This is a genomic window from Paracoccus versutus, from assembly GCF_000763885.1.
GTDB lineage: Bacteria > Pseudomonadota > Alphaproteobacteria > Rhodobacterales > Rhodobacteraceae > Paracoccus > Paracoccus versutus.
The window spans coordinates 76,164-96,180 of the sequence record NZ_JRKO01000003.1 but is presented as its reverse complement, the minus strand read 5'-3'; the positions used below and the strand labels follow the sequence as shown (position 1 = coordinate 96,180).

Annotated in this window: 21 protein-coding genes, 1 tRNA gene and 1 pseudogene; 10 read left to right on the top strand and 13 right to left on the bottom strand. The window is 69.6% G+C overall.

The annotated features are described in order from the left end of the window. Positions 1 to 35: 35 nt before the first annotated feature. Together IT40_RS02200 and IT40_RS02195 are read right to left on the bottom strand one after the other, a co-directional pair. Positions 36 to 326 (bottom strand): HigA family addiction module antitoxin, encoded by a 291-nt coding sequence (locus IT40_RS02200; RefSeq protein WP_036749954.1) that lies wholly within the window; start codon positions 324 to 326, stop codon positions 36 to 38. Positions 327 to 337: 11 nt separating this feature from the next. Further along, positions 338 to 619 (bottom strand): type II toxin-antitoxin system RelE/ParE family toxin, encoded by a 282-nt coding sequence (locus tag IT40_RS02195; protein ID WP_036749952.1) that lies wholly within the window; start codon positions 617 to 619, stop codon positions 338 to 340. Between the two features lie 162 nt (positions 620 to 781). Here IT40_RS02195 and IT40_RS02190 point away from each other — a divergent pair, with 162 nt between their 5' ends. The 3 genes and pseudogenes from IT40_RS02190 to IT40_RS27240 form a co-directional block, all read left to right on the top strand. Further along, entirely contained in the window at positions 782 to 970 is a 189-nt protein-coding gene (locus IT40_RS02190; RefSeq protein WP_036749949.1) for a hypothetical protein, read from the top strand. A gap of 110 nt (positions 971 to 1,080) precedes the next feature. Next, on the top strand, positions 1,081 to 1,377 hold the full coding sequence (locus tag IT40_RS02185; protein ID WP_036749947.1) for a type II toxin-antitoxin system RelE/ParE family toxin: 297 nt from the start codon (positions 1,081 to 1,083) through the stop codon (positions 1,375 to 1,377). Between the two features lie 2 nt (positions 1,378 to 1,379). Next, positions 1,380 to 1,574: pseudogene (locus IT40_RS27240) on the top strand (addiction module antidote protein); the annotation flags it as partial. A 28-nt stretch (positions 1,575 to 1,602) separates the two neighbouring features. Here IT40_RS27240 and IT40_RS30720 read toward each other — a convergent pair. The 3 genes from IT40_RS30720 to ychF form a co-directional block, all read right to left on the bottom strand. Continuing rightward, on the bottom strand, positions 1,603 to 2,157 hold the full coding sequence (locus IT40_RS30720) for a hypothetical protein (RefSeq protein ID WP_425011543.1): 555 nt from the start codon (positions 2,155 to 2,157) through the stop codon (positions 1,603 to 1,605). Positions 2,158 to 2,255: 98 nt separating this feature from the next. After that, positions 2,256 to 2,345 (bottom strand) — tRNA-Ser (locus IT40_RS02175). 421 nt (positions 2,346 to 2,766) lie between these two features. After that, positions 2,767 to 3,864, bottom strand: coding sequence for a redox-regulated ATPase YchF (ychF, locus tag IT40_RS02170; protein WP_036749941.1), 1,098 nt, complete (start codon positions 3,862 to 3,864; stop codon positions 2,767 to 2,769). 126 nt (positions 3,865 to 3,990) lie between these two features. On the opposite strand from ychF, the gene trpA reads away from it, so the two are divergent. From trpA to IT40_RS02150, 4 genes are all read left to right on the top strand, one after another. After that, positions 3,991 to 4,788 carry a tryptophan synthase subunit alpha gene (gene trpA, locus IT40_RS02165; RefSeq protein ID WP_036749939.1) on the top strand — a complete coding sequence of 266 codons (798 nt, stop codon included), beginning with the start codon at positions 3,991 to 3,993 and terminating at the stop codon, positions 4,786 to 4,788. Positions 4,789 to 4,901: 113 nt separating this feature from the next. After that, positions 4,902 to 5,519, top strand: coding sequence for a glutathione S-transferase family protein (locus tag IT40_RS02160; RefSeq protein WP_036749936.1), 618 nt, complete (start codon positions 4,902 to 4,904; stop codon positions 5,517 to 5,519). Positions 5,520 to 5,531: 12 nt separating this feature from the next. Then, positions 5,532 to 7,061, top strand: a complete 1,530-nt coding sequence (locus tag IT40_RS02155; RefSeq protein WP_036749933.1) for a VOC family protein — start codon at positions 5,532 to 5,534, stop codon at positions 7,059 to 7,061. Between the two features lie 244 nt (positions 7,062 to 7,305). Then, on the top strand, positions 7,306 to 7,899 hold the full coding sequence (locus IT40_RS02150) for an NADPH-dependent FMN reductase (protein WP_036750081.1): 594 nt from the start codon (positions 7,306 to 7,308) through the stop codon (positions 7,897 to 7,899). Positions 7,900 to 7,930: 31 nt separating this feature from the next. Here the strand turns inward: IT40_RS02150 and IT40_RS02145 are convergent, their stop codons facing one another. Both IT40_RS02145 and IT40_RS02140 read right to left on the bottom strand, forming a co-directional pair. Further along, on the bottom strand, positions 7,931 to 8,335 hold the full coding sequence (locus IT40_RS02145) for a DUF1801 domain-containing protein (protein ID WP_036749930.1): 405 nt from the start codon (positions 8,333 to 8,335) through the stop codon (positions 7,931 to 7,933). Positions 8,336 to 8,486: 151 nt separating this feature from the next. Further along, positions 8,487 to 9,431, bottom strand: a complete 945-nt coding sequence (locus IT40_RS02140) for a ring-cleaving dioxygenase (protein ID WP_036749928.1) — start codon at positions 9,429 to 9,431, stop codon at positions 8,487 to 8,489. Between the two features lie 108 nt (positions 9,432 to 9,539). Between IT40_RS02140 and IT40_RS02135 the strand changes: the two genes are divergently transcribed. The 3 genes from IT40_RS02135 (at position 9,540) to IT40_RS02125 (ending at position 13,376) form a co-directional block, all read left to right on the top strand. After that, positions 9,540 to 10,514, top strand: coding sequence for a LysR family transcriptional regulator (locus tag IT40_RS02135; RefSeq protein ID WP_036749926.1), 975 nt, complete (start codon positions 9,540 to 9,542; stop codon positions 10,512 to 10,514). Then, complete coding sequence (locus IT40_RS02130; RefSeq protein WP_036749923.1) at positions 10,511 to 11,530, top strand: LLM class flavin-dependent oxidoreductase; 1,020 nt, start codon at positions 10,511 to 10,513, stop codon at positions 11,528 to 11,530. Before IT40_RS02135 ends, IT40_RS02130 begins: the two co-directional genes overlap by 4 nt. An 82-nt stretch (positions 11,531 to 11,612) precedes the next feature. Beyond that, a complete protein-coding gene (locus tag IT40_RS02125) occupies positions 11,613 to 13,376 on the top strand; it encodes a monovalent cation:proton antiporter-2 (CPA2) family protein (RefSeq protein ID WP_243700158.1) in 1,764 nt (587 codons plus the stop codon). Here the strand turns inward: IT40_RS02125 and IT40_RS02120 are convergent. The 6 genes from IT40_RS02120 to IT40_RS02095 all read right to left on the bottom strand — a co-directional run bounded on the left by IT40_RS02120 (position 13,373) and on the right by IT40_RS02095 (position 19,972). Then, positions 13,373 to 13,936 carry a HutD/Ves family protein gene (locus tag IT40_RS02120; RefSeq protein WP_036749920.1) on the bottom strand — a complete coding sequence of 188 codons (564 nt, stop codon included), beginning with the start codon at positions 13,934 to 13,936 and terminating at the stop codon, positions 13,373 to 13,375. The genes IT40_RS02125 and IT40_RS02120 overlap by 4 nt on opposite strands. A gap of 44 nt (positions 13,937 to 13,980) precedes the next feature. Continuing rightward, positions 13,981 to 15,015, bottom strand: coding sequence for an AbrB family transcriptional regulator (locus tag IT40_RS02115; protein ID WP_036749917.1), 1,035 nt, complete (start codon positions 15,013 to 15,015; stop codon positions 13,981 to 13,983). Positions 15,016 to 15,094: 79 nt separating this feature from the next. After that, positions 15,095 to 16,858: an acetyl/propionyl/methylcrotonyl-CoA carboxylase subunit alpha gene (locus IT40_RS02110; RefSeq protein WP_116171095.1), complete on the bottom strand. Its 1,764-nt coding sequence runs from the start codon at positions 16,856 to 16,858 to the stop codon at positions 15,095 to 15,097. Then, positions 16,855 to 18,408, bottom strand: coding sequence for a 5-oxoprolinase subunit B/C family protein (locus IT40_RS02105; protein WP_036749914.1), 1,554 nt, complete (start codon positions 18,406 to 18,408; stop codon positions 16,855 to 16,857). The genes IT40_RS02110 and IT40_RS02105 overlap by 4 nt, the downstream gene beginning before the upstream one ends. A 2-nt stretch (positions 18,409 to 18,410) precedes the next feature. Continuing rightward, entirely contained in the window at positions 18,411 to 19,202 is a 792-nt protein-coding gene (locus IT40_RS02100; protein WP_036749912.1) for a putative hydro-lyase, read from the bottom strand. Further along, positions 19,199 to 19,972: a LamB/YcsF family protein gene (locus IT40_RS02095; RefSeq protein ID WP_036749910.1), complete on the bottom strand. Its 774-nt coding sequence runs from the start codon at positions 19,970 to 19,972 to the stop codon at positions 19,199 to 19,201. The genes IT40_RS02100 and IT40_RS02095 overlap by 4 nt, the downstream gene beginning before the upstream one ends. Between the last annotated feature and the right edge of the window lie 45 nt (positions 19,973 to 20,017).

Sequence of the window (20,017 nt, the reverse complement as noted above, 5' to 3'; positions counted from 1 at the left end):
GGCGAACACGGCGAGCAGGGTCAGCACAAGCACGCTCACGCCGCTGCCAGCGGCTGGATATCGGCCACGTCTGGATCTGGCGTGTTCGTAATCAGGTCGTAGTTCAGCTGAAGGTTCATCCAGAACTCCACCGAGGTTCCCAGAGCCTTGGCGAGCCGCTGCGCCGTGTCCACGGTCATGGCGGTTTCTTCCTTCACCAGGCGCTCGATGCGGGTGCGGGGCACATGGACATGCCGGGCCAGCTTGCCGGCGCTGATCCCCAACTCGTCCAGGAATTCTTCCTTCAGGATTTCGCCGGGATGGACCGGCACTTGCAGCATGGTCATGGCGGTTCCTTTCAGTGGTAGTCCACGATTTCGACATCGGCAGGGCCGTTCTGGGTCCAGGTGAAACAGATGCGCCACGGGTCGTTGACCCGGATCGAATGCTGGCCCGCCCTATCGCCCTTGAGGGCTTCCAGCCGGTTCGCCGGGGGCGCCCGCAGGTCGTCCAGGACGTGAGCCGCTTGCAGCATCGCCACCTTGCGGACGGCGATCTTGGACAGGTTGGCGGGAAAGCCCTTGCCCGGCTTGCCAGCCAGGACCTGCGCGGTCAACTCGCCTCTGATGCTCTGTATCATGCAACGATACGTCTCGTGTGATGATACAGGCATCAAGATATTCCCTGACACCGAAGCTTCGAAATTCCCCCGGATCCTTTGAAAATGTCTCGCCCTTCCGCTGCCTGCACATCACGCCAACCGTGGGGCAGGATCGGGCAGAGTTCGGAGAGGGATGAAACGATGGAAAGCAACGACAAACGTGGTGAGGCGCTCGAGGCATTCGTGATGGACTTGCTGCTGAGTTCGCCCTTGCTGCGGCCCGGGCGCGAGCATGAGACCGCCCGATCCTACCAGGACAAGGCCGCCGTCTCTCATCCCGAGGTGGCGCGCGTTCTTCGCGAGGCTGCTGACCGCCTGCTGCATGGGTGACCCCGCCGTGATCCATCCCCGCTGCATGCATTGGCGCTGGCCACCTCAGAGCGGCAACCAAGGAACCATCCTGCTGCCTTTGATTTCATGTAGCCTGCAAGCTACATCTCATGATCGAGATCCGCCAGACAGATACCTTCCGGGAATGGCTGCTGTCCCTTCGCGATGCACGGGCCAACCGAAAGATTGCCAGCCGCATCCAGCGGCTGCGGTTCGGAAACCCCGGAGACGTGAAGCCGGTCGGTTCTGGCGCGAGCGAGAGGCGCATCAACGAGGGGCCCGGCTATCGGGTCCAGTTCGTTCAGCGCGGATCGGTGCTGGTCGTGCTTTTGTGCGGCGGCACCAAGAGCCGCCAGCAGGCGGACATTGAGCAGGCGAAGCGGCTTGCCGCAGAGATGGAGGGTTGAGCATGGCACTGGAAACCACGGCCTTTGACCCGGCCGAATACCTCGACAACGACGAGGCGATTGCGGGCTACCTGTCCGATGCCCTGGCAACCGGGGATGGGGCGTTCATCGCGGATGCGCTGGGCGTGGTCGCGCGCGCCAAGGGCATGAAGCAGATCGCCGAGGATGCCGGGCTGTCGCGCGAAAGCCTCTACCGCGCCTTGAGCGAGAAGGGCAATCCCGAGTTCAGCACCGTCCTGAAGGTGGTGGCAGCGCTTGTCCGCCTTCGGCGAGCTGATCGAGACCTGGGGCATCCCGAAGCATTGCCTTTTCGACAACGGGCACGAATTCGCCAACAAATGGCTGATGGGCGGCACCCCGACCTGGTTCCGCTTCAAGGTGCGCGACGACGACCCGCTGGGCGTGCTGCCCACGCTGGGCATCAAGGTCCACTGGGCTACGCCGGCCCACGGCCAGGCCAAGCCGATCGAACGGGGCTTCCGCGACTTCGCCAGCCGCATCGCCAAGGATCCGCGCTTCGCCGGTTGCCTGATGGATCGCGGCCATCTGCGCCAGCAGCAGCGCCTCGGTCGCGTCTTGCGGCTCCATGCTGTCCACGAACCCCAAGGCGAAATTCGAAGCTGCCGGGGCCACCGCTCTGCGATATGATCCGATATTGGCCATCTGCTCCAGCAGCCCGCCCGCGACATGGCTTGTTGCCCGCTGCGGCATCGAGGCGTCCGAAATCACTGGAGGTTTGAATGTGAAGAAGCTTGCCGTCCCCACCTCCAGTTCCATCATCGGCGCAACGCGGCCGCTCGCAACTGGCGACTGTTCCGCTGCGCCACGGCAAACGCGCACCAGAAGTGGCCAGTTTTCTTAATGAAAACAATGGGGCATGGCGGAGACGAAGGGATTCGAACCCTCGAGGCGGTTTCCCGCCTGCACCCTTAGCAGGGGTGTGCCTTCGACCACTCGGCCACGTCTCCGCCGCGCGGTCTAGCAGGGCAGAGGCGGGAAAAACAAGGGCAAATCGCATGGAAGGGGCGTTTCACGCAAAATTCGCCGCAGCGGGCCGCGAACGGCGCCGGGTGCCCTGCCGCACGGGCCGCGGAGGCGATGCGTCCGTCGCTCCGGTCGACCAAATCCGCCCCGCCCGGACGGTCGGGGCCAGGCGCCGGGCCGCGAGCAAAACCCGGTGCAGGCCGGCGAGGGCGATCGGCGCCGCCAGCAGGCCGGCGCGGTCCGGGAAAAGGTGCGAGACAGGGCGGGGCGTCAGCCTGCAGACCGGCGCGGCCCCGGCAGCCCGCGCCAAGGCCCTGCATCCTCCGCCTCGGGAGCAGAAGGACGATGCGCCCGGCCATACCCGCGGCCAGGATGCGACGCGGAAGGTGAGGACAAGGCTGCCGGTCAGGCGTTGAACAGGAAATGCAGCACGTCGCCGTCCTGCACCACATAGGACTTGCCCTCGACGCGGAACTTGCCGGCCTCGCGCGCGCCGGCCTCGCCCTTGCAGGTGACATAGTCGTCATAGGCGATGGTCTCGGCGCGGATGAAGCCGCGCTCGAAATCGCCGTGGATCACGCCCGCCGCCTGCGGGGCCAGCGTGCCCTTGTGGATGGTCCAGGCGCGCGCCTCCTTGGGGCCGACGGTGAAATAGGTATCGAGGCCCAGCAGCTTGTAGCCCTCGCGGATCAGGCGATCCAGGCCAGCCTCGTGCAGGCCCATCTCCTCGAGGAACATGCCGGCCTCCTCGGGCGGAAGCTGGCTGATCTCCTCCTCGATCTTGGCGGAAATCACCACATGGCCGGCGCCCTGTTCGGCCGCCATCCGGGCCACGCGCTCGGACTGGCTGTTGCCGCTGGCGGCCTTGTCCTCTTCGACGTTGCAGACGAACAGCACCGGCTTGGCGGTCAGCAGTTGCAGCATGTCCCAGGCCTTGCGATCCTCGTCCGCGACCTCGACGGTGCGGGCGGGGCGGCCGGATTCCAGCGCCGCCTGCGCGGCTTTCAGCAGCTTTTCCTGCGCCACCGCCTCCTTGTCGCCGCCCTTCAGCTTGCGCTGGATATTGGCCAGCCGGCGCTCGACGGATTCCAGGTCGGCGATCATCAGCTCGGTCTCGATGGTCTCGGCGTCGGCGATGGGGTCGACGCGGCCCTCGACATGGGTGACGTCGCCATCCTCGAAGCAGCGCAGCACATGGGCGATGGCATCGACCTCGCGGATATTGGCCAGGAACTGGTTGCCCAGCCCCTCGCCCTTGCTGGCGCCCTTCACCAGGCCGGCGATGTCGACGAAGGTGATGCGGGTCGGGATGATCTGCTTGGACCCCGCGATCTCGGCAAGCCTGTCCAGCCGCGGATCGGGCACGGCGACCTCGCCCACGTTCGGCTCGATGGTGCAGAAGGGAAAGTTCGCGGCCTGCGCGGCGGCGGTTTTCGTCAGCGCGTTGAACAGCGTCGATTTGCCCACGTTCGGCAGGCCGACGATCCCCATGCGAAAGCCCATGATGCACCCCTTTTCCCGGATTTCCGCGCTTATTATGGGGCGATGACGCGCAAGTCCAGTGGCGGGCCGTTGATCTTGCCCCTCAAGCCGGGCTAGGGCTGGGCGGACCATGAGGGAACGGGGCGCATGAGCAGAATCGACGACACTTTCGCGCGGCTGGCCGAAACGGACGGCAAGGCCTTCGTCGCCTATATGATGGGCTGCGACCCGGATTTCGACACCTCGCTGCAGATCATGCGCGGCCTGCCCGGCGCGGGCGTGGACATCATCGAGCTGGGCATGCCCTTCACCGACCCGATGGCGGACGGCGCCACTATCCAGGCGGCGGGCCAGCGCGCGCTGGCGGCGGGCGGCAGCGTGACCCGCGTGCTGGACATGGTGCGCGCCTTTCGCGCCCAGGACGACGCCACGCCCATCGTGCTGATGGGCTATTACAACCCGATCTATGCCCGCAAGGGCGGCGTGGACCGCTTTATCGCCGATGCGGTCGAGGCCGGGGTGGACGGGCTGATCGTGGTGGACCTGCCGCCCGAGGAAGATGCCGAGCTGTGCCTGCCGGCGCGCGAGGCCGGGCTGAACTTCATCCGCCTGGCGACGCCGACCACCGACGACCGGCGCCTGCCCGCCGTGGTGCAGAACACCAGCGGCTTCGTCTATTACGTCTCGGTCACAGGCATCACCGGCGGCCCCGCGGCGAACGCGGCCGAGGTCGCGCCCGAGGTCGCCCGCATCCGCGCCAGCGCCAGGCTGCCGGTCGTGGTCGGCTTCGGCATCTCGACGCCCGAGGCGGCGCAGGCGGTGGCGGGCGTGGCCGACGGCTGCGTCGTGGGCTCGGCCATCGTCAAGCTGATCGGCGAGGGCCGCCCGGTGCCCGAGATCCTGTCCTTCGTCGCGGACCTGGCCAAGGGCGCGCATAGCGCCTGAACCGATCCCCGCCCCGGCGCGTTCGATGGTGCAGAACGCCGCGTTCCAGCCTTTGCCGGTTGGGGAAACGCGGCGCGACGCTATCTTGGACGCATCGCAAGACGGAGGATCCCATGCCCACCCTGTTCTACCATGCCGGCGCCTGCTCGCTCGCGCCCCATATCGTGCTGGAATGGACCCAAGCGCCCTATGAGGCGGTGGCGGTCGAATTCGGCTCGGCGGAACTGATGGCGGTGAACCCGGCCGGCGCCGTGCCGGTGCTGCGCGAGGATGACGGCTGGACCCTGACCCAGGCGGGCGCGATCCTGCACCACCTGGCCCGCAAGCATCCCGAGGCCGACCTGACCGGCGGCGACGAGTTGCGGGCGCAGGCGGAACTCGACCGCTGGTCGAGCTTCTTCACCGGCGACCTGCATCCGGCCTTCTTCCCGCTGTTCACGCCGCAGCGCTATACCACCCGCCGCGATGAGGCCGACCGCGAAGCGGTGCAGGAGGCCGCGCGCAAGCTGGTCCGCAAGCGGCTGGCGCTGCTGGACGCGCATCTGGACGGCCGCGACTGGATCCTGGGCCGCCGCTCGGTGATCGACGCCTATGCCTTTCCGATGCTGCGTTGGGCCGGGAAGCTGCTGCCCGAGGGCACCCAGGGCTGGGCCAATGTGCAGGCCCTGCATGACCGCATCGCGGCCGATCCGGCCGTGCAGACCGTCCTTGCCCGCGAAGAGGGCGCATAAAGGGGGAAAGCCATGCCCAGCGGCATCCATCACGTCACCGGCATCACCCGCCGGGTCCAGGCCAATGTCGATTTCTACGCCGGCTTCCTGGGCCTGCGCCTGGTCAAGCGCACCGGCGGCTTCGAGGATGCCGAGCAATTGCACCTATTCTATGGCGACGCGCTCGGCTCGCCCGGCTCGCTCGTCACCTTCCTGGTGTGGGAGGACGGGGCAAGGGGCCGGGTCGGCCATGGCCAGGTCGCCGAGATCGCGCTGGCCGTGCCGCCCGACAGCATCGGCGACTGGCTGACCCGCGCCATGACCGCCCGCGTGCCGGTCGAGAGGCCGCTGCGCGAGCGGGGCGAAACCGTGCTGCGGCTGAAAGACCCCGACGGCGTGATCGTCAAGCTGGTGGGGGCGGACCTGCCCGCCGCGGCCCCCCTGCCCGACCCGATCGCGCCGACGCGGCTGCGCGGCGTCACCATCCTGACCGAGCAGCCTGCGGCGACGCGCAATTTTCTGACCCGCTTCGGCTATCGCCCCGGCACGGCCGAGGGCGCGGTGCAGCGCATGGCCTCGGACACGGATGTCGTCGACATCCGCGACGCCACCGGCTTCTTTCCGGGCATTCCCGGCACCGGCATCCTCGATCACGTCGCCTTTCGCGCGCCGGATGCCGATGCGCTGCGCCGGATGCGGCTGGCGTTGCAGGATACCGATGCAACCAGCGTGCATGACCGGAAATACTTCCTGTCGCTTTATGTGCGCGAGCCGGCGGGGACGCTGCTGGAATATGCCACCGACGCCCCCGGCTTCACCCTGGACGAGACGCCCGAGGATCTGGGCCGAACGCTGTTCGTCCCGCCCGATGACGCGGCCCGCGCCGACGACCTGCGCGTGATCCTGCCGCAATTCGCCCTGCCGGGCGAGGAAAGGAGCCCGATGCGCGATCTGCATTTCATCCACCGCTTCCACCGGCCGGAAGACCCGGACGGCAGCACCATCGTGCTGCTGCACGGCACCGGCGGCAACGAAACCGACCTGATGCCGCTGGCCCATCGCATCGCCCCCCGCGCCACGCTGCTGGGCGTCCGCGGCCGCTCGACCGAGGAAGGCATCAACCGCTGGTTCCGCCGCTATGACGCGGTGACCTACGATCAGGCGGATGTCCGGGCCGAGGCCGAGGCCTTTGCCGGCTTCACCGACGAAGCCGCGCGGGCCTATGGCCTGGACCCCGAGGCGCTGGTCTACCTGGGTTATTCCAACGGCGCGAACCTGCTGGGCGCGGTGCTGCAACTCCATCCCGGCCTGATCGGGCGCGCGGTGCTGATCCGCGCCGTGCAGGTGCTGGAGGCGCCGCCGGCGCTGGACGCGCAGGCCCTGGCCGGCAGCCGGGTGCTGATGCTGACCGGCGCCCGCGATCCCTTTGCCCGCATGGCCCCGGCGCTGGAGCGCGCCTTGCAGGGCGGCGGCGCGGCGCTGGAGGCGCGGACCGTCGATGCGGGGCACGAGTTGCGGCCCGAGGACGTGTCGCTGGCCGGCGAATGGCTGGGCCGCGACTGACGCCCAGGCCGGCAGCGCGGCGCCTGTCCGCGCTGCCGCATGGGTATTTGTGGAACAGAGAAGATGGACAGGCGGGTCGCGAAGCCCGCCTGCTTCCTTCCGGCGCGGCCTGTTTCCGATTTCCGAACGCCGCTTCCGATTTCGGTTGGCTTGTCCGAAAGCCTCGTAGGGCCCAGTTTGAGGCCACGACATTCAACCAGAAGGGCCGCGTCCGGCCCGCCAAACCATGACGAAGGACCAGACCATGACCCGGAAACCGCATATCGCCATCATCATCGGCTCGACCCGCGCCGCGCGCTTTGCCGACAAGCCCGCCGCCTGGCTACTGGAAAACGCCCGGAAGCGCGAGGACATGAGCTTCGAGCTGGTGGACCTGCGCGACTACGACCTGCCGCTGTTCGACGAGGTCGCCTCGAACCTCTGGGTGCCGTCGCAGGATCCGCGTGCGGTGAAATGGCAGCAGAAGCTGGCCGAGTTCGACGGCTATGTCTTTCTGACCTCCGAATACAACCACTCGGTCAGCGGCTCGCTGAAGAATGCGCTGGACCAGGCCTACAAGGAATGGAACCGCAAGCCGGCGGCGGCCATGGGCTATGGCGGCGTCGGCGCCGCCCGCGCCATCGAGCATCTGCGCGGCATCGCCATCGAATTGCAGATGGTGCCGCTGCGCAATGCCGTGCACCTGGGCGGCGGCGATTTCTTCAAGGTCTCGCCCCTGGGCGCCAATGGCGAGATGGCCGAGGTCGAGGCGAACCTACTGCCCGCGCTGGAGGCCATGCTGGACGAGCTGCATTGGTGGGCCGAGGCGACCATGGCGCAGCGCGCCAAGACCGCCTGATATTATCTTTGTTAATCAGTTCACGGGGCGGTCACTTCGACCGCCCCTTTTTCTTGCTGGTCGTGTTCAGCGCCACGGCAGCGCGGATCAGCGCCTTCAGCGCCTCGGCGTCGATCCGCTCGCCCTCGCGCAGGTCGATGGCGCGGCGGGTGTTGCCTTCCAGGCTGGCGTTGAACAGGCCCGCCGGATCCTCGAGCGCCGCGCCCTTGGCGAAGGTCATCTTGACCACCTGCTTGTAGGTCTCGCCGGTGCAGAGGATGCCGTCATGCGACCAGACCGGCACGCCGCGCCATTTCCATTCCTCGACCACCTCGGGATCGGCCTCGTGGATCAGGGCGCGCAGCTGCGCCAATGTCTCGCCGCGCCAGTCGCCCAGCTCATTGATCCGTGCGTCGATCAGTTCCGAGGCGGGCTTGTCCGTTTCCGGCTGGCTCATGGGGTAAGGCTCCCTTTCGTCCTGTCGCGCAGCAGAGCATGGGGCGAAACCCCCGATGCGGCAACAGGGCTGCCGGCCGCGGGCGAATTCTTGCGCGCAGGAAAAAGGCCGCCGAAGCGATCCGGCGGCCTTTCGTTCGGTTCGGCAGGGTTCAGTCCAGCGGCTTCAGCCGCGCCTCGATCTGCGCGCGCTGCCCTTCCAGGAAGGGCGGCAGGGACAGCGTCTCGCCCAGGCTCTCCAGCGGCTCGTCCACGGCGAAGCCGGGATCGTCGCTGGCGATCTCGAACAGGTTGCCCCCCGGCTCGCGGAAATAGAGCGAGCGGAAATAATAGCGCTCGACCTCGCCCGAATTGGGCACCCGCATCTCGGAAAGCCGCGCGGCCCAGGCGTGGATCGCCGGCTTGTCGGGCACGCGGAAGGCGACGTGATGCACCCCGCCGGCACCCTGGCGCGCCGTGGGCAGGTCGGGCTGGACCGCCACATGCAGCTCGGCCGCAGGGCCGCCCTGTCCCATTTCGTAGACATAGACGGTGCCGTGCCCGTCGGGGCTGGCATAGTCGCGGACCTTGCGCATGGCCATGACATGGGTCAGCACCGCCTCGGTCGGGGCCAGTTCCGGCACCGAGATGGTGATCGGCCCCAGCCCGTGGATCTGGTGCTGCGCCGGCACCGGGCTTTTTTCCCAGGGCGCGGCCACGGCATCGGCGGCGTCCTCGGTCAGGCGGAAACGCTGGCCCTCGGGGTCTTCGAAATCGAGGCTGGCGCGGGTGTCGATCGGGGCGATCTGCCCCACGGTCAGGCCGCGGTCCTGAAGCCGCCCGGCCCAATAGTCCAGGCTGTCGCCCGCGACCCGCAGCCCGGTGCGGCTGATCGAATGCGTCCCCCGCCGTTCCCGCGCCGCCGGCCAGTCGAAAAAGGTCAGGTCGGTGCCGGGCCGTGCCAGCCCGTCGGCATAGAACAGGTGATAGGCGCTGGTGTCGTCCTGGTTGACGGTCTTCTTGACCAGCCGCAGCCCCAGCGTGTCGGTATAGAACCGCTTGTTGCCGGGCGCATCGGCGGTGATCGCCGTCAGGTGGTGAATTCCGGTCAGCTCCATGATGGGCCTCCTTTCTGTCGGCACCAATATCGGCCATGGGCGGCTTTTGCGCCACGGCGCCGGCTGCGAACCTTGCGTTCGGCGCTGGCGAACGGGTAAGCTCGGGCCATGCGCTATGACCTGAACGACCTGGAAACCTTCCTGACGGTGATGGAGCTGGGCACCGTCACCGCCGCCGCCGCGCGACTGAACCTGTCGAAATCGGTGGTCAGCAAGCGGATCACCGACCTGGAGGCGACGTTGGGCGCCGCCCTGTTCCGCCGCAATGCCGGGCGCATCACCCCGACCGAGGCGGCGCTGCGCCTGGCCGAGCGGCTGCGTCCCGCGCTGGCCGAACTGGTCGCGGCGGCCGAAAGCACCGCCTGGGACATGGACGGGCTTGCGCCCCTGCGCGGCAGCCTGTCCGTCGCCGCGCCGATGAGCTTTGGCGTGCTGCACCTGGGGCCGATCATCGCCCGCTTCGCCGCCCAGAACCCCGAGCTGGAGATCAGCGTCGACTACGACGACCGCAGCCGCGACCTGGCGCGCGAGGGCTTCGACATCGGCATCCGCATCGGCAAGATGCGCGACAAGGCGCTGATGCAGCGCAAGCTGTGCGAGGACGCCAGCGTCGCCTGCGCCAGCCCCGCCTATCTGGACCGCAAGGGCCGGCCGCAAACCCTGGCCGACCTGCGCGAGCATGAGGTGATCGGCTACAGCCACCTGCCCAACAGCCAGCTGTGGCAGTTCCAGGACCGCGACCGCTTCGTCTCGCCGCTGGTGCAGGGGCGGCTGTCGATGAACAATGGCGAGGCGATCCGCGACATGGCCGTCGAGGGGCTGGGGCTGGCCATCCTGCCCGGCTTCATCGTCGCGCCGGCGCTGGCCGACGGGCGGCTGGAACGGGTGCTGCCCGGCTTTGGCACCAGGCCGCTGCCCATCGTCGCGGTCTGGCCGCCGGTCCTGCCCATGCCCGCCAAGCTGCGCCGCTTCATCGACCATGTGGCGGCGGAATTGCGCCAGCCCTCGTGGCAGGCGGGCTGGGGTGGGGGCCGCAGCGATCCCATATCCCAGGAACCCGCAATCCCAAAGGTGGTCCCGTGAAGAAGATCGGTTTCCTGTCCTTCGGCCATTGGTCGGACGAGCCCGCCTCGCACACCCGCAGCGCCCAGGACACGCTGCTGCAATCCATCGAGCTGGCCGTCGCCGCCGAGCAGCTGGGCGCGGACGGCGCCTATTTCCGCGTCCATCACTACGCCCGCCAGCTGGCTTCGCCCTTTCCGCTGCTGGCGGCGGTGGGCGCGCGCACCAGCCGTATCGAGATCGGCACCGCCGTCATCGACATGCGCTATGAAAACCCGCTGTATATGGCCGAGGATGCCGGCGCCGCCGACCTGATTTCGCAAGGGCGGCTGCAGCTGGGCATCTCGCGCGGCTCGCCCGAGCAGGTGATCGAGGGCTGGCGCTATTTCGGCTACTCCCCGGCCGAGGGCGAAAGCGACGCCGACATGGCGCGGCGCCATGCCGAGGTGTTCCTGAACGTGATCGAGGGGCATGGCTTCGCGCGGCCGAACCCGCGGCCGATGTTCCCCAACCCGCCCGGCCTGCTGCGGATCGAGCCGCATTCGCCCGGCCTGCGCCAGCGGATCTGGTGGGGCGCGGCCTCGAACGACACCGCCCGCTGGGCGGCGCAGCTGGGCATGCACCTGCAAAGCTCGACGCTCAAGACCGACGAGAACGGCAAGCCCTTCCACGTCCAGCAGGCCGAGCAGATCCGCGCCTATCGCGAGGCATGGGCGGCGGCGGGGCATGAGCGCGAACCGCGCGTCTCGGTCAGCCGCTCGATCTTTCCGCTGATGGACGACCGCGACCGGATGTATTTCGGCCATGGCGGCAAGGAGGCCGACCAGATCGGCTTCATCGAGGAGACCCGCTCGATCTTCGGCCGCGGCTATACCGGCGAGCCCGACCGGCTGGTCGAGGATCTGCGCGAGGACGAGGCCATCGCCGAGGCCGACACGCTGCTGCTGACCGTGCCGAACCAGCTGGGCGTCGATTACAACCTGCATGTGATCGAGGCAGTTCTGGCCCATGTCGCCCCGGCGCTTGGCTGGCGCTGAGCGCGGCGCTTTGTGATCGGGGGCGCCGGGTATAGGCTTACCCCCGGAAACCAGCGCGAACGGGGACCGGATGGCGACAGAGATGACGGCCGCCGCCGAGGCGGCGGGGCATGGTGGCGGCGGGATGCCGCTTGTGGGGGTGGTTGTGCTGCTGGCGGCCGCGGTGCTGGCGGTGCCGCTGTTTCGCAAGCTGGGGCTGGGCTCGGTGCTGGGCTATCTGGCGGCGGGGCTGGCGATCGGGCCCTTCGGCCTGGGCTTCTTCGACGACCCGCAGGCGATCATCCATGTGGCCGAGCTGGGCGTGGTGCTGTTCCTGTTCGTGATCGGGCTGGAGATGCAGCCCTCGCGGCTTTGGGCGATGCGGGGCGAGATCTTCGTGCTGGGCTTTGCCCAGGTGCTGCTGGCCATCGCGGCGCTGACCTGCGTCGGGCTGGCGCTGGGTTTTCCGGTCGCCGCCAGCTTCGTGTCGGGGACCGGCTTCGTGCTGACCTCAACCGCCATCGTCATGCAGATGCTGGCCGAGCGGGGCGAAATCGCCCTGCCCAAGGGCCGGCGCATCATCGCCATCCTGCTGTTCGAGGATCTGGCCATCGTGCCGCTGCTGGCGCTGGTCGCCTTCCTGGCGCCGGGCGGCGAGGACGTGACCCTGTCCCAGCGCCTGGCCGGCATCGCCATCGGCCTGGGCTGCATCGCCGCGCTGGTCGCGGCCGGGCGCTATCTGCTGAACCCGATGTTCGGCCTGCTGGCGCGCTTCGGCGGGCGCGAGGTGATGACCGCCGCCGCGCTGCTGGTGGTGCTGGGCGCGGGGCTGCTGATGCAATGGGGCGGGCTGTCCATGGCGATGGGCGCCTTCCTGGCCGGGGTGCTCTTGTCCGAATCCAGCTTCCGCCACCAGCTCGAGGCCGATGTCGAGCCGTTCCGCGGCCTGCTGCTGGGCCTGTTCTTCCTGGGCGTCGGCATGGCGCTGGACCTGACCGTCATCGCCGCCAACTGGGCGCTGATCGCGATCTGCGTGCCGGCCTACATGCTCTTGAAGATGCTGGTGATCTATGCCGTCGGCCGGGTGCTGCGCGCCAGCCGGGCCGAGGCGCTGGAGCGCGCGGTGCTGATGGCGCAAGGCGGCGAGTTCGCCTTTGTGCTTTATTCCAGCGCCATGCAGTTCGGCATCATCAGCGGCCAGGACAATGCCATCCTGACCGCCATCGTCATCGTCTCGATGGTGCTGACGCCGCTGCTGATCATCCTGCACGACCGGCTGGCGCCCAAGCCCGCCCCCTCGCTCGACGGGGTCGAGGCGGCGCAGGGGCTGCAAGCGCGGGTGCTGATGATCGGTTTCGGCCGCATGGGCCAGATCGTCAGCCAGCCGCTGATCGCGCGCGGCCATTCCATCTCGATCGTCGAAAGCGATCCGCAGACCATCCGCGATGCCGACGAGTTCGGCTTCAAGGTCTGGTATGGCGACGGGGCGCGGCTGGACATCCTGCACGCCGCCGGCGCCGGCAACGCCAGCCTGATCGTCGCCGTGCCCGGCGACAGGCAGGCCACCACCCGCATCGTCGAGCTGGCCAAGCACGAATTCCCGCTGGTCCCGGTCATCGCCCGCGCCTTCGACCGCGAACATGCGCGCGAACTGGTCGAGGCCGGCGCCGACTACCAGCTGCGCGAGACGCTGGAAAGCGCCTTCGCCCTGGGCCGCGAGGCGCTGCTGCAGCTGGGCGACGACCCCGACGAGATCGACGAGGTCATGGCCGAGATCCGCGGCCGCGACATGGAACGCTTCGAGATGGAATGCGTCGGCGGCATCTTCGCCGGCCGCGACCTGCTGCTCGGCAATCGTCGGGACTAGGCGCGGGCGATCTCGATCAGCCAGACATCCGGCGCGGGACCGACCGGCAGCGCGGCCTCCGGCCCTTCGCAGAACAGCGCATCAAGCTGGTCCAGCGCCACGGTCCCGCCGGCGAAATCCAGCACCACCGGCGCGGTCGCCAGCAACAGCCGCCAGCCCGGCGCGCCCTCGGCCGCCTGGGTCAGCCGCGCCAGCCGGTGGGTGAAGGCCCCGCGCCGGGTCATCACGTTCAGGTCGGTGATCGGCCCCGCCAGCAGCCGCGCCGAGGTCGGCACATCCGCCGGGAATGCCAGCGGCGCGCTCTCCGGCGTCAGCCGCTGGGCGGGCTGCCCCTGCACCTGCAACGCGATCCCCGCGCCGGTCAGCACCGCCAGCGTGCGGTCGATCTGCGGGAAGATCGAGAAATCGCCGTCCTCGGTCACGCCGGCCATGCTGACGCGCCAGCCGAAATCGGCAAGGCCCGCGCCCGCGGGGTGGACGGCGATCTCGACCGTCTCGCCGCGGCCGTTCTTCCACGGCATGCGGCGATGGTCGGCGGCTTTCAGGATGCGATGGCTCATGCGGTTCCTCCCCTTGGTTCCGGCCCCTCGGGGCCGCGGTTGCCTCAGCCCCGGCGGCGGCCCAGCACCTTGCCCACCACCGGCCCCAGCACGATCACGATGACCATGCGCAGCAAGTGGTGGCTGACGACATAGGCCATGTCCGCCCCGGCGATCAGCGCGATCACCACCATCTCGGCCTGCCCGCCCGGCAGGAAGGCCAGGAAGGCGTCGAGCCCCGGCGCCAGCCCCAGATGCACGATCCCCTCGATGAAGACCAGGCTGATCCCCGCCAAGAGCAGCGCATAGACCAGCCCGGCCGTGACATGCAGGCGCAGCTCGCGCAGGGTGATGCCGGCATATTTCACCCCGACGGCGATGCCGATGAAGAATTGCGCGGCCTGGATCATCTCGGCCGGCGGGCGCTGGGTGATCAGGCCCGACAGCGACAGCGCCGCCGTCAGCACCATCGGCCCCAGGATCGAGGCGCCGAAGATGCCCAGCCGCTCGGCCCCCTTCCAGCCGACCAGCCCGGCGGCGGCCATCAGCGCGATCTCGGCCGCGCCGGTCGTGCGCATCGGCGCGCCGGGCGGCTGCGACAGGTCCACGCCCCACCAGCCGGTCAGGATCAGCGGCGCGACGGTGACGATCACCAGCACCCGCGTCGCATGGATCAGCGACAGCGCGCGGACATCGCCGCCCGCCTCTTCGCCAAAGACCAGCATGTCCTGCAAGCCGCCGGGCATGGCGCCATACCAGGCCGTGGCGTGGTCGAAGCCGAAGGCGCGGCGGAACAAGGGATAGCCGACCAGCGCGATCACCCCGATGAAGCCCGGCACGAACAGCAGCGAGGCCGCCACGTCCGGCAGTTCCGCCAGCACGCCGGGCGTGATCGAGGCGCCGACCGCCACCCCCAGGATGGTGCGCATGAAGATGCCGAACTGCCCGGCCCCGGCCAAAGGCGCGCCGGCCAGCGCCGCGACCAGGCAGGCCAGCATCGGCCCCAGCAGCATGGGCAGCGGCAGGTGCAACAGCAGGAAGGCCGCGCCGCCCAGGGCGGCCAGCGCAAAGGTCAGGATGCGGCGGTTCAGCAGGCTCATCGTCTTTCCCGGCAGGTATCCGGCGGCCAGGGGCCGGCGGGCCGAATTGGCACGGCCCGCCGGGAAATGTCAAAGCGCCTCAGCCGATCCGCGCCAGGGCCGCGCCAAAGCCCAGCACCTCGCCCTGCGCGGCGATGCGGGTCAGCCGGCCCGCCCGGTGCGCCTCGATCCGGGTCTCCATCTTCATCGCCTCGATGACGGCGACAACCTGGCCCTGTTCGACCTCGGCCCCGTCCTCGGCCTGCCACAGCGTCAGCGTGCCGGGGACCGGGGCGGCCAGCACCGCCTCGTCCGTCTCGGGCGCAGCCTCCGCGGGGGCGCCGCCCGAGGGCAAGGCCGCAAGCATGCTCGCGGGCAGGCCCAGCTCGTGTCGCTTGCCGTCGATCTCAATGGCCAGGCGCAGCAGCGGCGCCTGCGCGGCGGGCGCGACGCGGGCATGGGGGGCGACCGCCTCGGCCAGCGGTTCGGCGAAATCGGTCTCGATCCAGCGGGTATGGACGCGGAAATCCCCGTCCTCGGCGCGGAAATCCGACTGGGCCAGCACGGCACGGGCAAAGGGCAGCACCGAGGCCACGCCCCCGATGCGAAACTCGCGCAGCGCCCGGTCGGCGCGCTGCAAGGCTTCCTCGCGGGTGGCGCCGGTCACGATCAGCTTGGCCATCAGCGAATCGAAACTGCCCGGCACCACCGAGCCTTGGGCGACGCCGCTATCCATGCGGATGCCCGGCCCCGAGGGCGCATCGAAGACCTCGACCGGGCCGGGCGTGGGCAGGAAGCCGCGCGCGGGGTCTTCGGCATTGATGCGAAACTCGATGGCATGGCCGCGGGGCTCGGGCACGGTCTCGTCGGCCAGCTTGGCGCCTTGCGCCACGCGGATCATGCCGCGCACCAGGTCGATGCCGGTGGTTTCCTCGGTCACAGGATGCTCGACCTGAAGCCGGGTGTTCACCTCGAGAAAGGAAATCGTGCCATTGGCCGAGAGCAGGTATTCCACCGTCCCCGCGCCCGAATAGCCGGCATGGGCGCAGATGGCGCGGGCGGAATCATGGATGCGGGCGCGCTGCTCGTCGGTCAGGAACGGCGCCGGCGCCTCTTCGACCAGCTTCTGGTTGCGACGCTGCAGGGAACAGTCGCGGGTGCCGATCACCTTGACGGTGCCGTGCCTGTCGGCCAGCACCTGCGCCTCGACATGGCGCGGGCGATCCAGGAACTGCTCGATGAAGCATTCGCCGCGGCCGAAGGCGGTCAGCGCCTCGCGGGTGGCGGATTCGAACAGCTCCTCGACCTCTTCCAGCCGCCAGGCGACCTTCATGCCGCGGCCGCCGCCGCCGAAAGCGGCCTTGATGGCGATGGGCAGGCCGTGTTCCTTTGCGAAGGCCAGCGCCTCGGCGGCGCTTTCGACCGGGCCGGGGGTGCCGGCGACCAGCGGCGCGCCCACCGCCTCGGCGATGCGGCGGGCCTCGATCTTGTCGCCAAGCGCCTCGATCACCTTGGGATCGGGGCCGATCCAGATCAGCCCGGCATCCTGCACCGCCTGGGCGAAATCGGCGCGTTCGGACAGGAAACCATAGCCCGGATGGATGGCATCGGCCCCGGCGGCCTGGGCGATGGCGATGATCTTGCCGGCATCCAGATAGGTGTCCGAGGGCTTGTCGCCCCCCAGCGCATGGGCCTGGTCGGCCATGCGCACGAAGATCGCGTCGCGATCGGCATCGGCATAGACGGCGACGCTTTCGATGGCCTCGTCGCGGCAGGCGCGGATCACGCGGACGGCGATCTCGCCCCGGTTGGCGATCAGCAGGCGGCGGATCGGGCGGCTGGGGCCGGTGGCGAAAATGGTCATGCGGGCCTCTCTGGCGTGATGGGGGCGAAATCGGCGCTGGCGGTAAAGCGGATGCGGGCGCCGGGCGGGATCTGCCCGGCCAGATCCAGCGCCTCGGGGCGCAGGGTGGCGATGACCGGATAGCCGCCGGTCAGCGGATGGTCGGCCAGAAACAGCACCGGCTGGCCGGAATGCGGGATCTGGATCGCGCCGGTCTCGGTCCCTTCCGAGGGCAGTTCGGTTGCGTCCTCGCGCGTCACCGCATCGCCTTGCAGGCGGATGCCGACGCGCGAGCTTTGCGGCGTCACCAGCCATTCCTGGGTCAGGAAATGCTGGACCATCTGGGGCGTGAACCAGTCGGTGCGGGGGCCCAGCGTCACCGGCAATTCCACCAGATCGCCGGGTTTCGGCAGCGCCGGTTCGGGTTCGGCCGCAGCCGCGGCGGTGGCGGGACGGTTCGCGGGGGCCAGCACCGCGCCCGCCGCAACCTGCTCGGGCCCGACATGGGCCAGCGTATCGGTGGCGGCCGAGCCCAGCACCGGCGCGACCCGGAAGCCGCCGCGCAGCGCCAGATAGCTGCGCATCCCGGCCTGCGGCGGGTCGATGGCGATCTCGTCGCCCGCATCCACGGCAAAGGCCGCGCCGCGCGGGACGGCATGGCCGGCGACGCTGGCCGGCGACGCGCCGGTCAGGGCCAGGGTCATCGGCTGGTCGGCCCGCAGCCGGACCGGGCCCAGCGTGATCTCCAGCACCGGCGCGTCCGAGGGGTTGCCGACGGCGCGATTGGCCCGCCGCGCCGCGCCCATGTCGAGCGCGCCCGAGGCCGAGACGCCCTGCCCGCCCTGCCCCGGCCGCCCCTCGTCCTGAAAGACGATGGGAAAGGCGGTGGACAGCACGCGCAAGCCCTGCCGGGGTTGGGGCTGCGGGATGGCGGCCGAGGGGCGAACCTCGGCCCGGCGCGCCACGAAACGGCAGCGCACGCCGGGACGCAGCAGCGCCGGCGGGTCGCGGGACAGATCCCACATCGGCACCTCGGTGCGGCCGATCAATTGCCAACCGCCGGGGGTCTCCTGCGGATAGACGCCGCAGAAACGCCCGGCCAGCGCCACCGAACCCGCCGGGATACGGGTGCGCGGGGCCGGGCGGCGCGGCAGTTCGAAGCGCGGATCGTCGCAGGTCATATAGGCGAAGCCCGGCGCGAAGCCGCAAAAGGCCACCTGCCAGGTGGTCTCCTGATGGGCGGCGATCACCTCGGCCTCGGTCAGGCCCATATGGGCCGCGACATCGGCCAGATCCTCGCCGTCATAGGTCACGGGCAGCTCGACCGTCTCGCTGGCGCGGGCGTTGGGCGGCGTGCCTGGGGCGGGCTGGCGGGCCAGGACCGCGCCAGCCAGCCGGCCGTCGGCGGCGACGCCGGGCGCGGTGCGGATCATCAGCGTGCGCGCGGCCGGGACGATCTCGGCGACGCCCGGCACCGGATCGGCCAGCAAAGCGTCGAACAGCGCCAGCGTCTGGTCCAGGTCGTCCAGTTCCGCCAGCAGGGTGCGGGGTCCGATGGGCAGGAAGCGCATGGTCACACCTGCCAATGCGTGTCGGGCACGTCGGTGATGAACATGTAGCCCGGCGCATGGGTGATGGCGAAGGGCGGCTTCGACGCCATCAGCGCCGCTTGCGGGGTCACGCCGCAGGCCCAGAACACCGGCACCTCGCCCGGCCGGATCTGCACCGGGTCGCCGAAATCGGGACGCATGAGGTCGGCGATGCCCAGGGCTTCGGGCGCGCCGACATGCACCGGGGCGCCGTGGACCGCCGGCGTGCGGCCCGAGATCATCGCCGCCTCGGCCACCCGCCCCGCCGGGATCGGCCGCATGGACACCACCATCTTGCCATGCAGCCGCCCCGCCGGACGGCAGTCGCGGTCGGTCAAAAACATCGGCACATTGCAGCCTTGGGCGATGTGGCGCACCTCGATCCCCGCCTGCTGCAAGGGCGTCTCGAAGGTAAAGGAACAGCCGATCAGGAATGTCACCAGGTCGGGATGCTCGGCCCAGGCGGCGGTGGCGTCGGGGGTTTCTTCAGCCAGCACACCGTCGCGCCAGATGCGGTAGAGCGGGATGTCGGTCCTCAGGTCGGCATCGGGCGCAAGCGCGGTGCGGGGACTGCCGGGGTCGGTCACGTCCAGCACCGGGCAGGGCTTGGGGTTGCGCTGCGCGTAAAGCAGGAAATCCCAGGCCCAGTCCTTGGGCAGCGAGATCATGTTGCATTGCGTGAACCCCGGCGCCATGCCCGCGGTGGGACGCGGGGCTTCCTGACGGCAGGCAAGGCGGGCGGCGCGGGCCTTGGCCGGATCGGGCAACAGGGTCATGCCGCGCCCCCCGTGGCCGGGGCGATGGCGACGCCGCCCGCCAGCAGAGCCTCGCGGATGCGGGCGGCCATGGCCACCGCGCCGGGGCTGTCGCCATGCACGCAGATGCTGTCGGCCTGAAGGTGCAGGGTCGAGCCGTCCGCCGCCTCGATCTTGCCCTCGGTCGCCAGGCGCAGCATGCGGGCGGCGACGGCCTCGGGGTCGTGCAGCACCGCCCCGGCCTCGCGCCGCGAGACCAGCTGGCCGTCGGGGCGATAGGCGCGGTCGGCGAAGGCCTCGGCGATGATGGGCAGGCCGGCCTCGGCCGCCTGGGCCAGGATCTGCGTCCCGGCCAGGCCCATCATGGCAAGCGAGGGATCGACGGCACGGATGCCCTCGATCACCGCCGCGCCCTGTTTCGGGTCCACGGCGATGGTGTTGTAAAGCGCGCCATGCGGCTTGACATAGTGGACGCGGGTGCCGGCGCTCGCGCAGATGCCCTGCAGCGCGCCGATCTGATAGATCACGTCCGCCACAAGTTCGGCATGGGTCACGTCCATTGGCCGGCGGCCGAAGCCCACCCGGTCGGGATAGGAGACATGCGCCCCGACCGCCACGCCCCGCGCCGCCGCCTCGCGCACGGTGGCCAGGATGGTCAGCGGGTCGCCGGCGTGAAAGCCGCAGGCGACGTTGGCCGAGCTGACGATGCCCAGCATGGTGGCGTCGTCGCCCATCTTCCAGGCGCCATAGCCCTCGCCCAGGTCGCTGTTCAGGTCGATGTTGCGGGTCATGTGTTCCTCCGGGAATTAGGGCGGGAATTAGGGCGGGAATTGGGG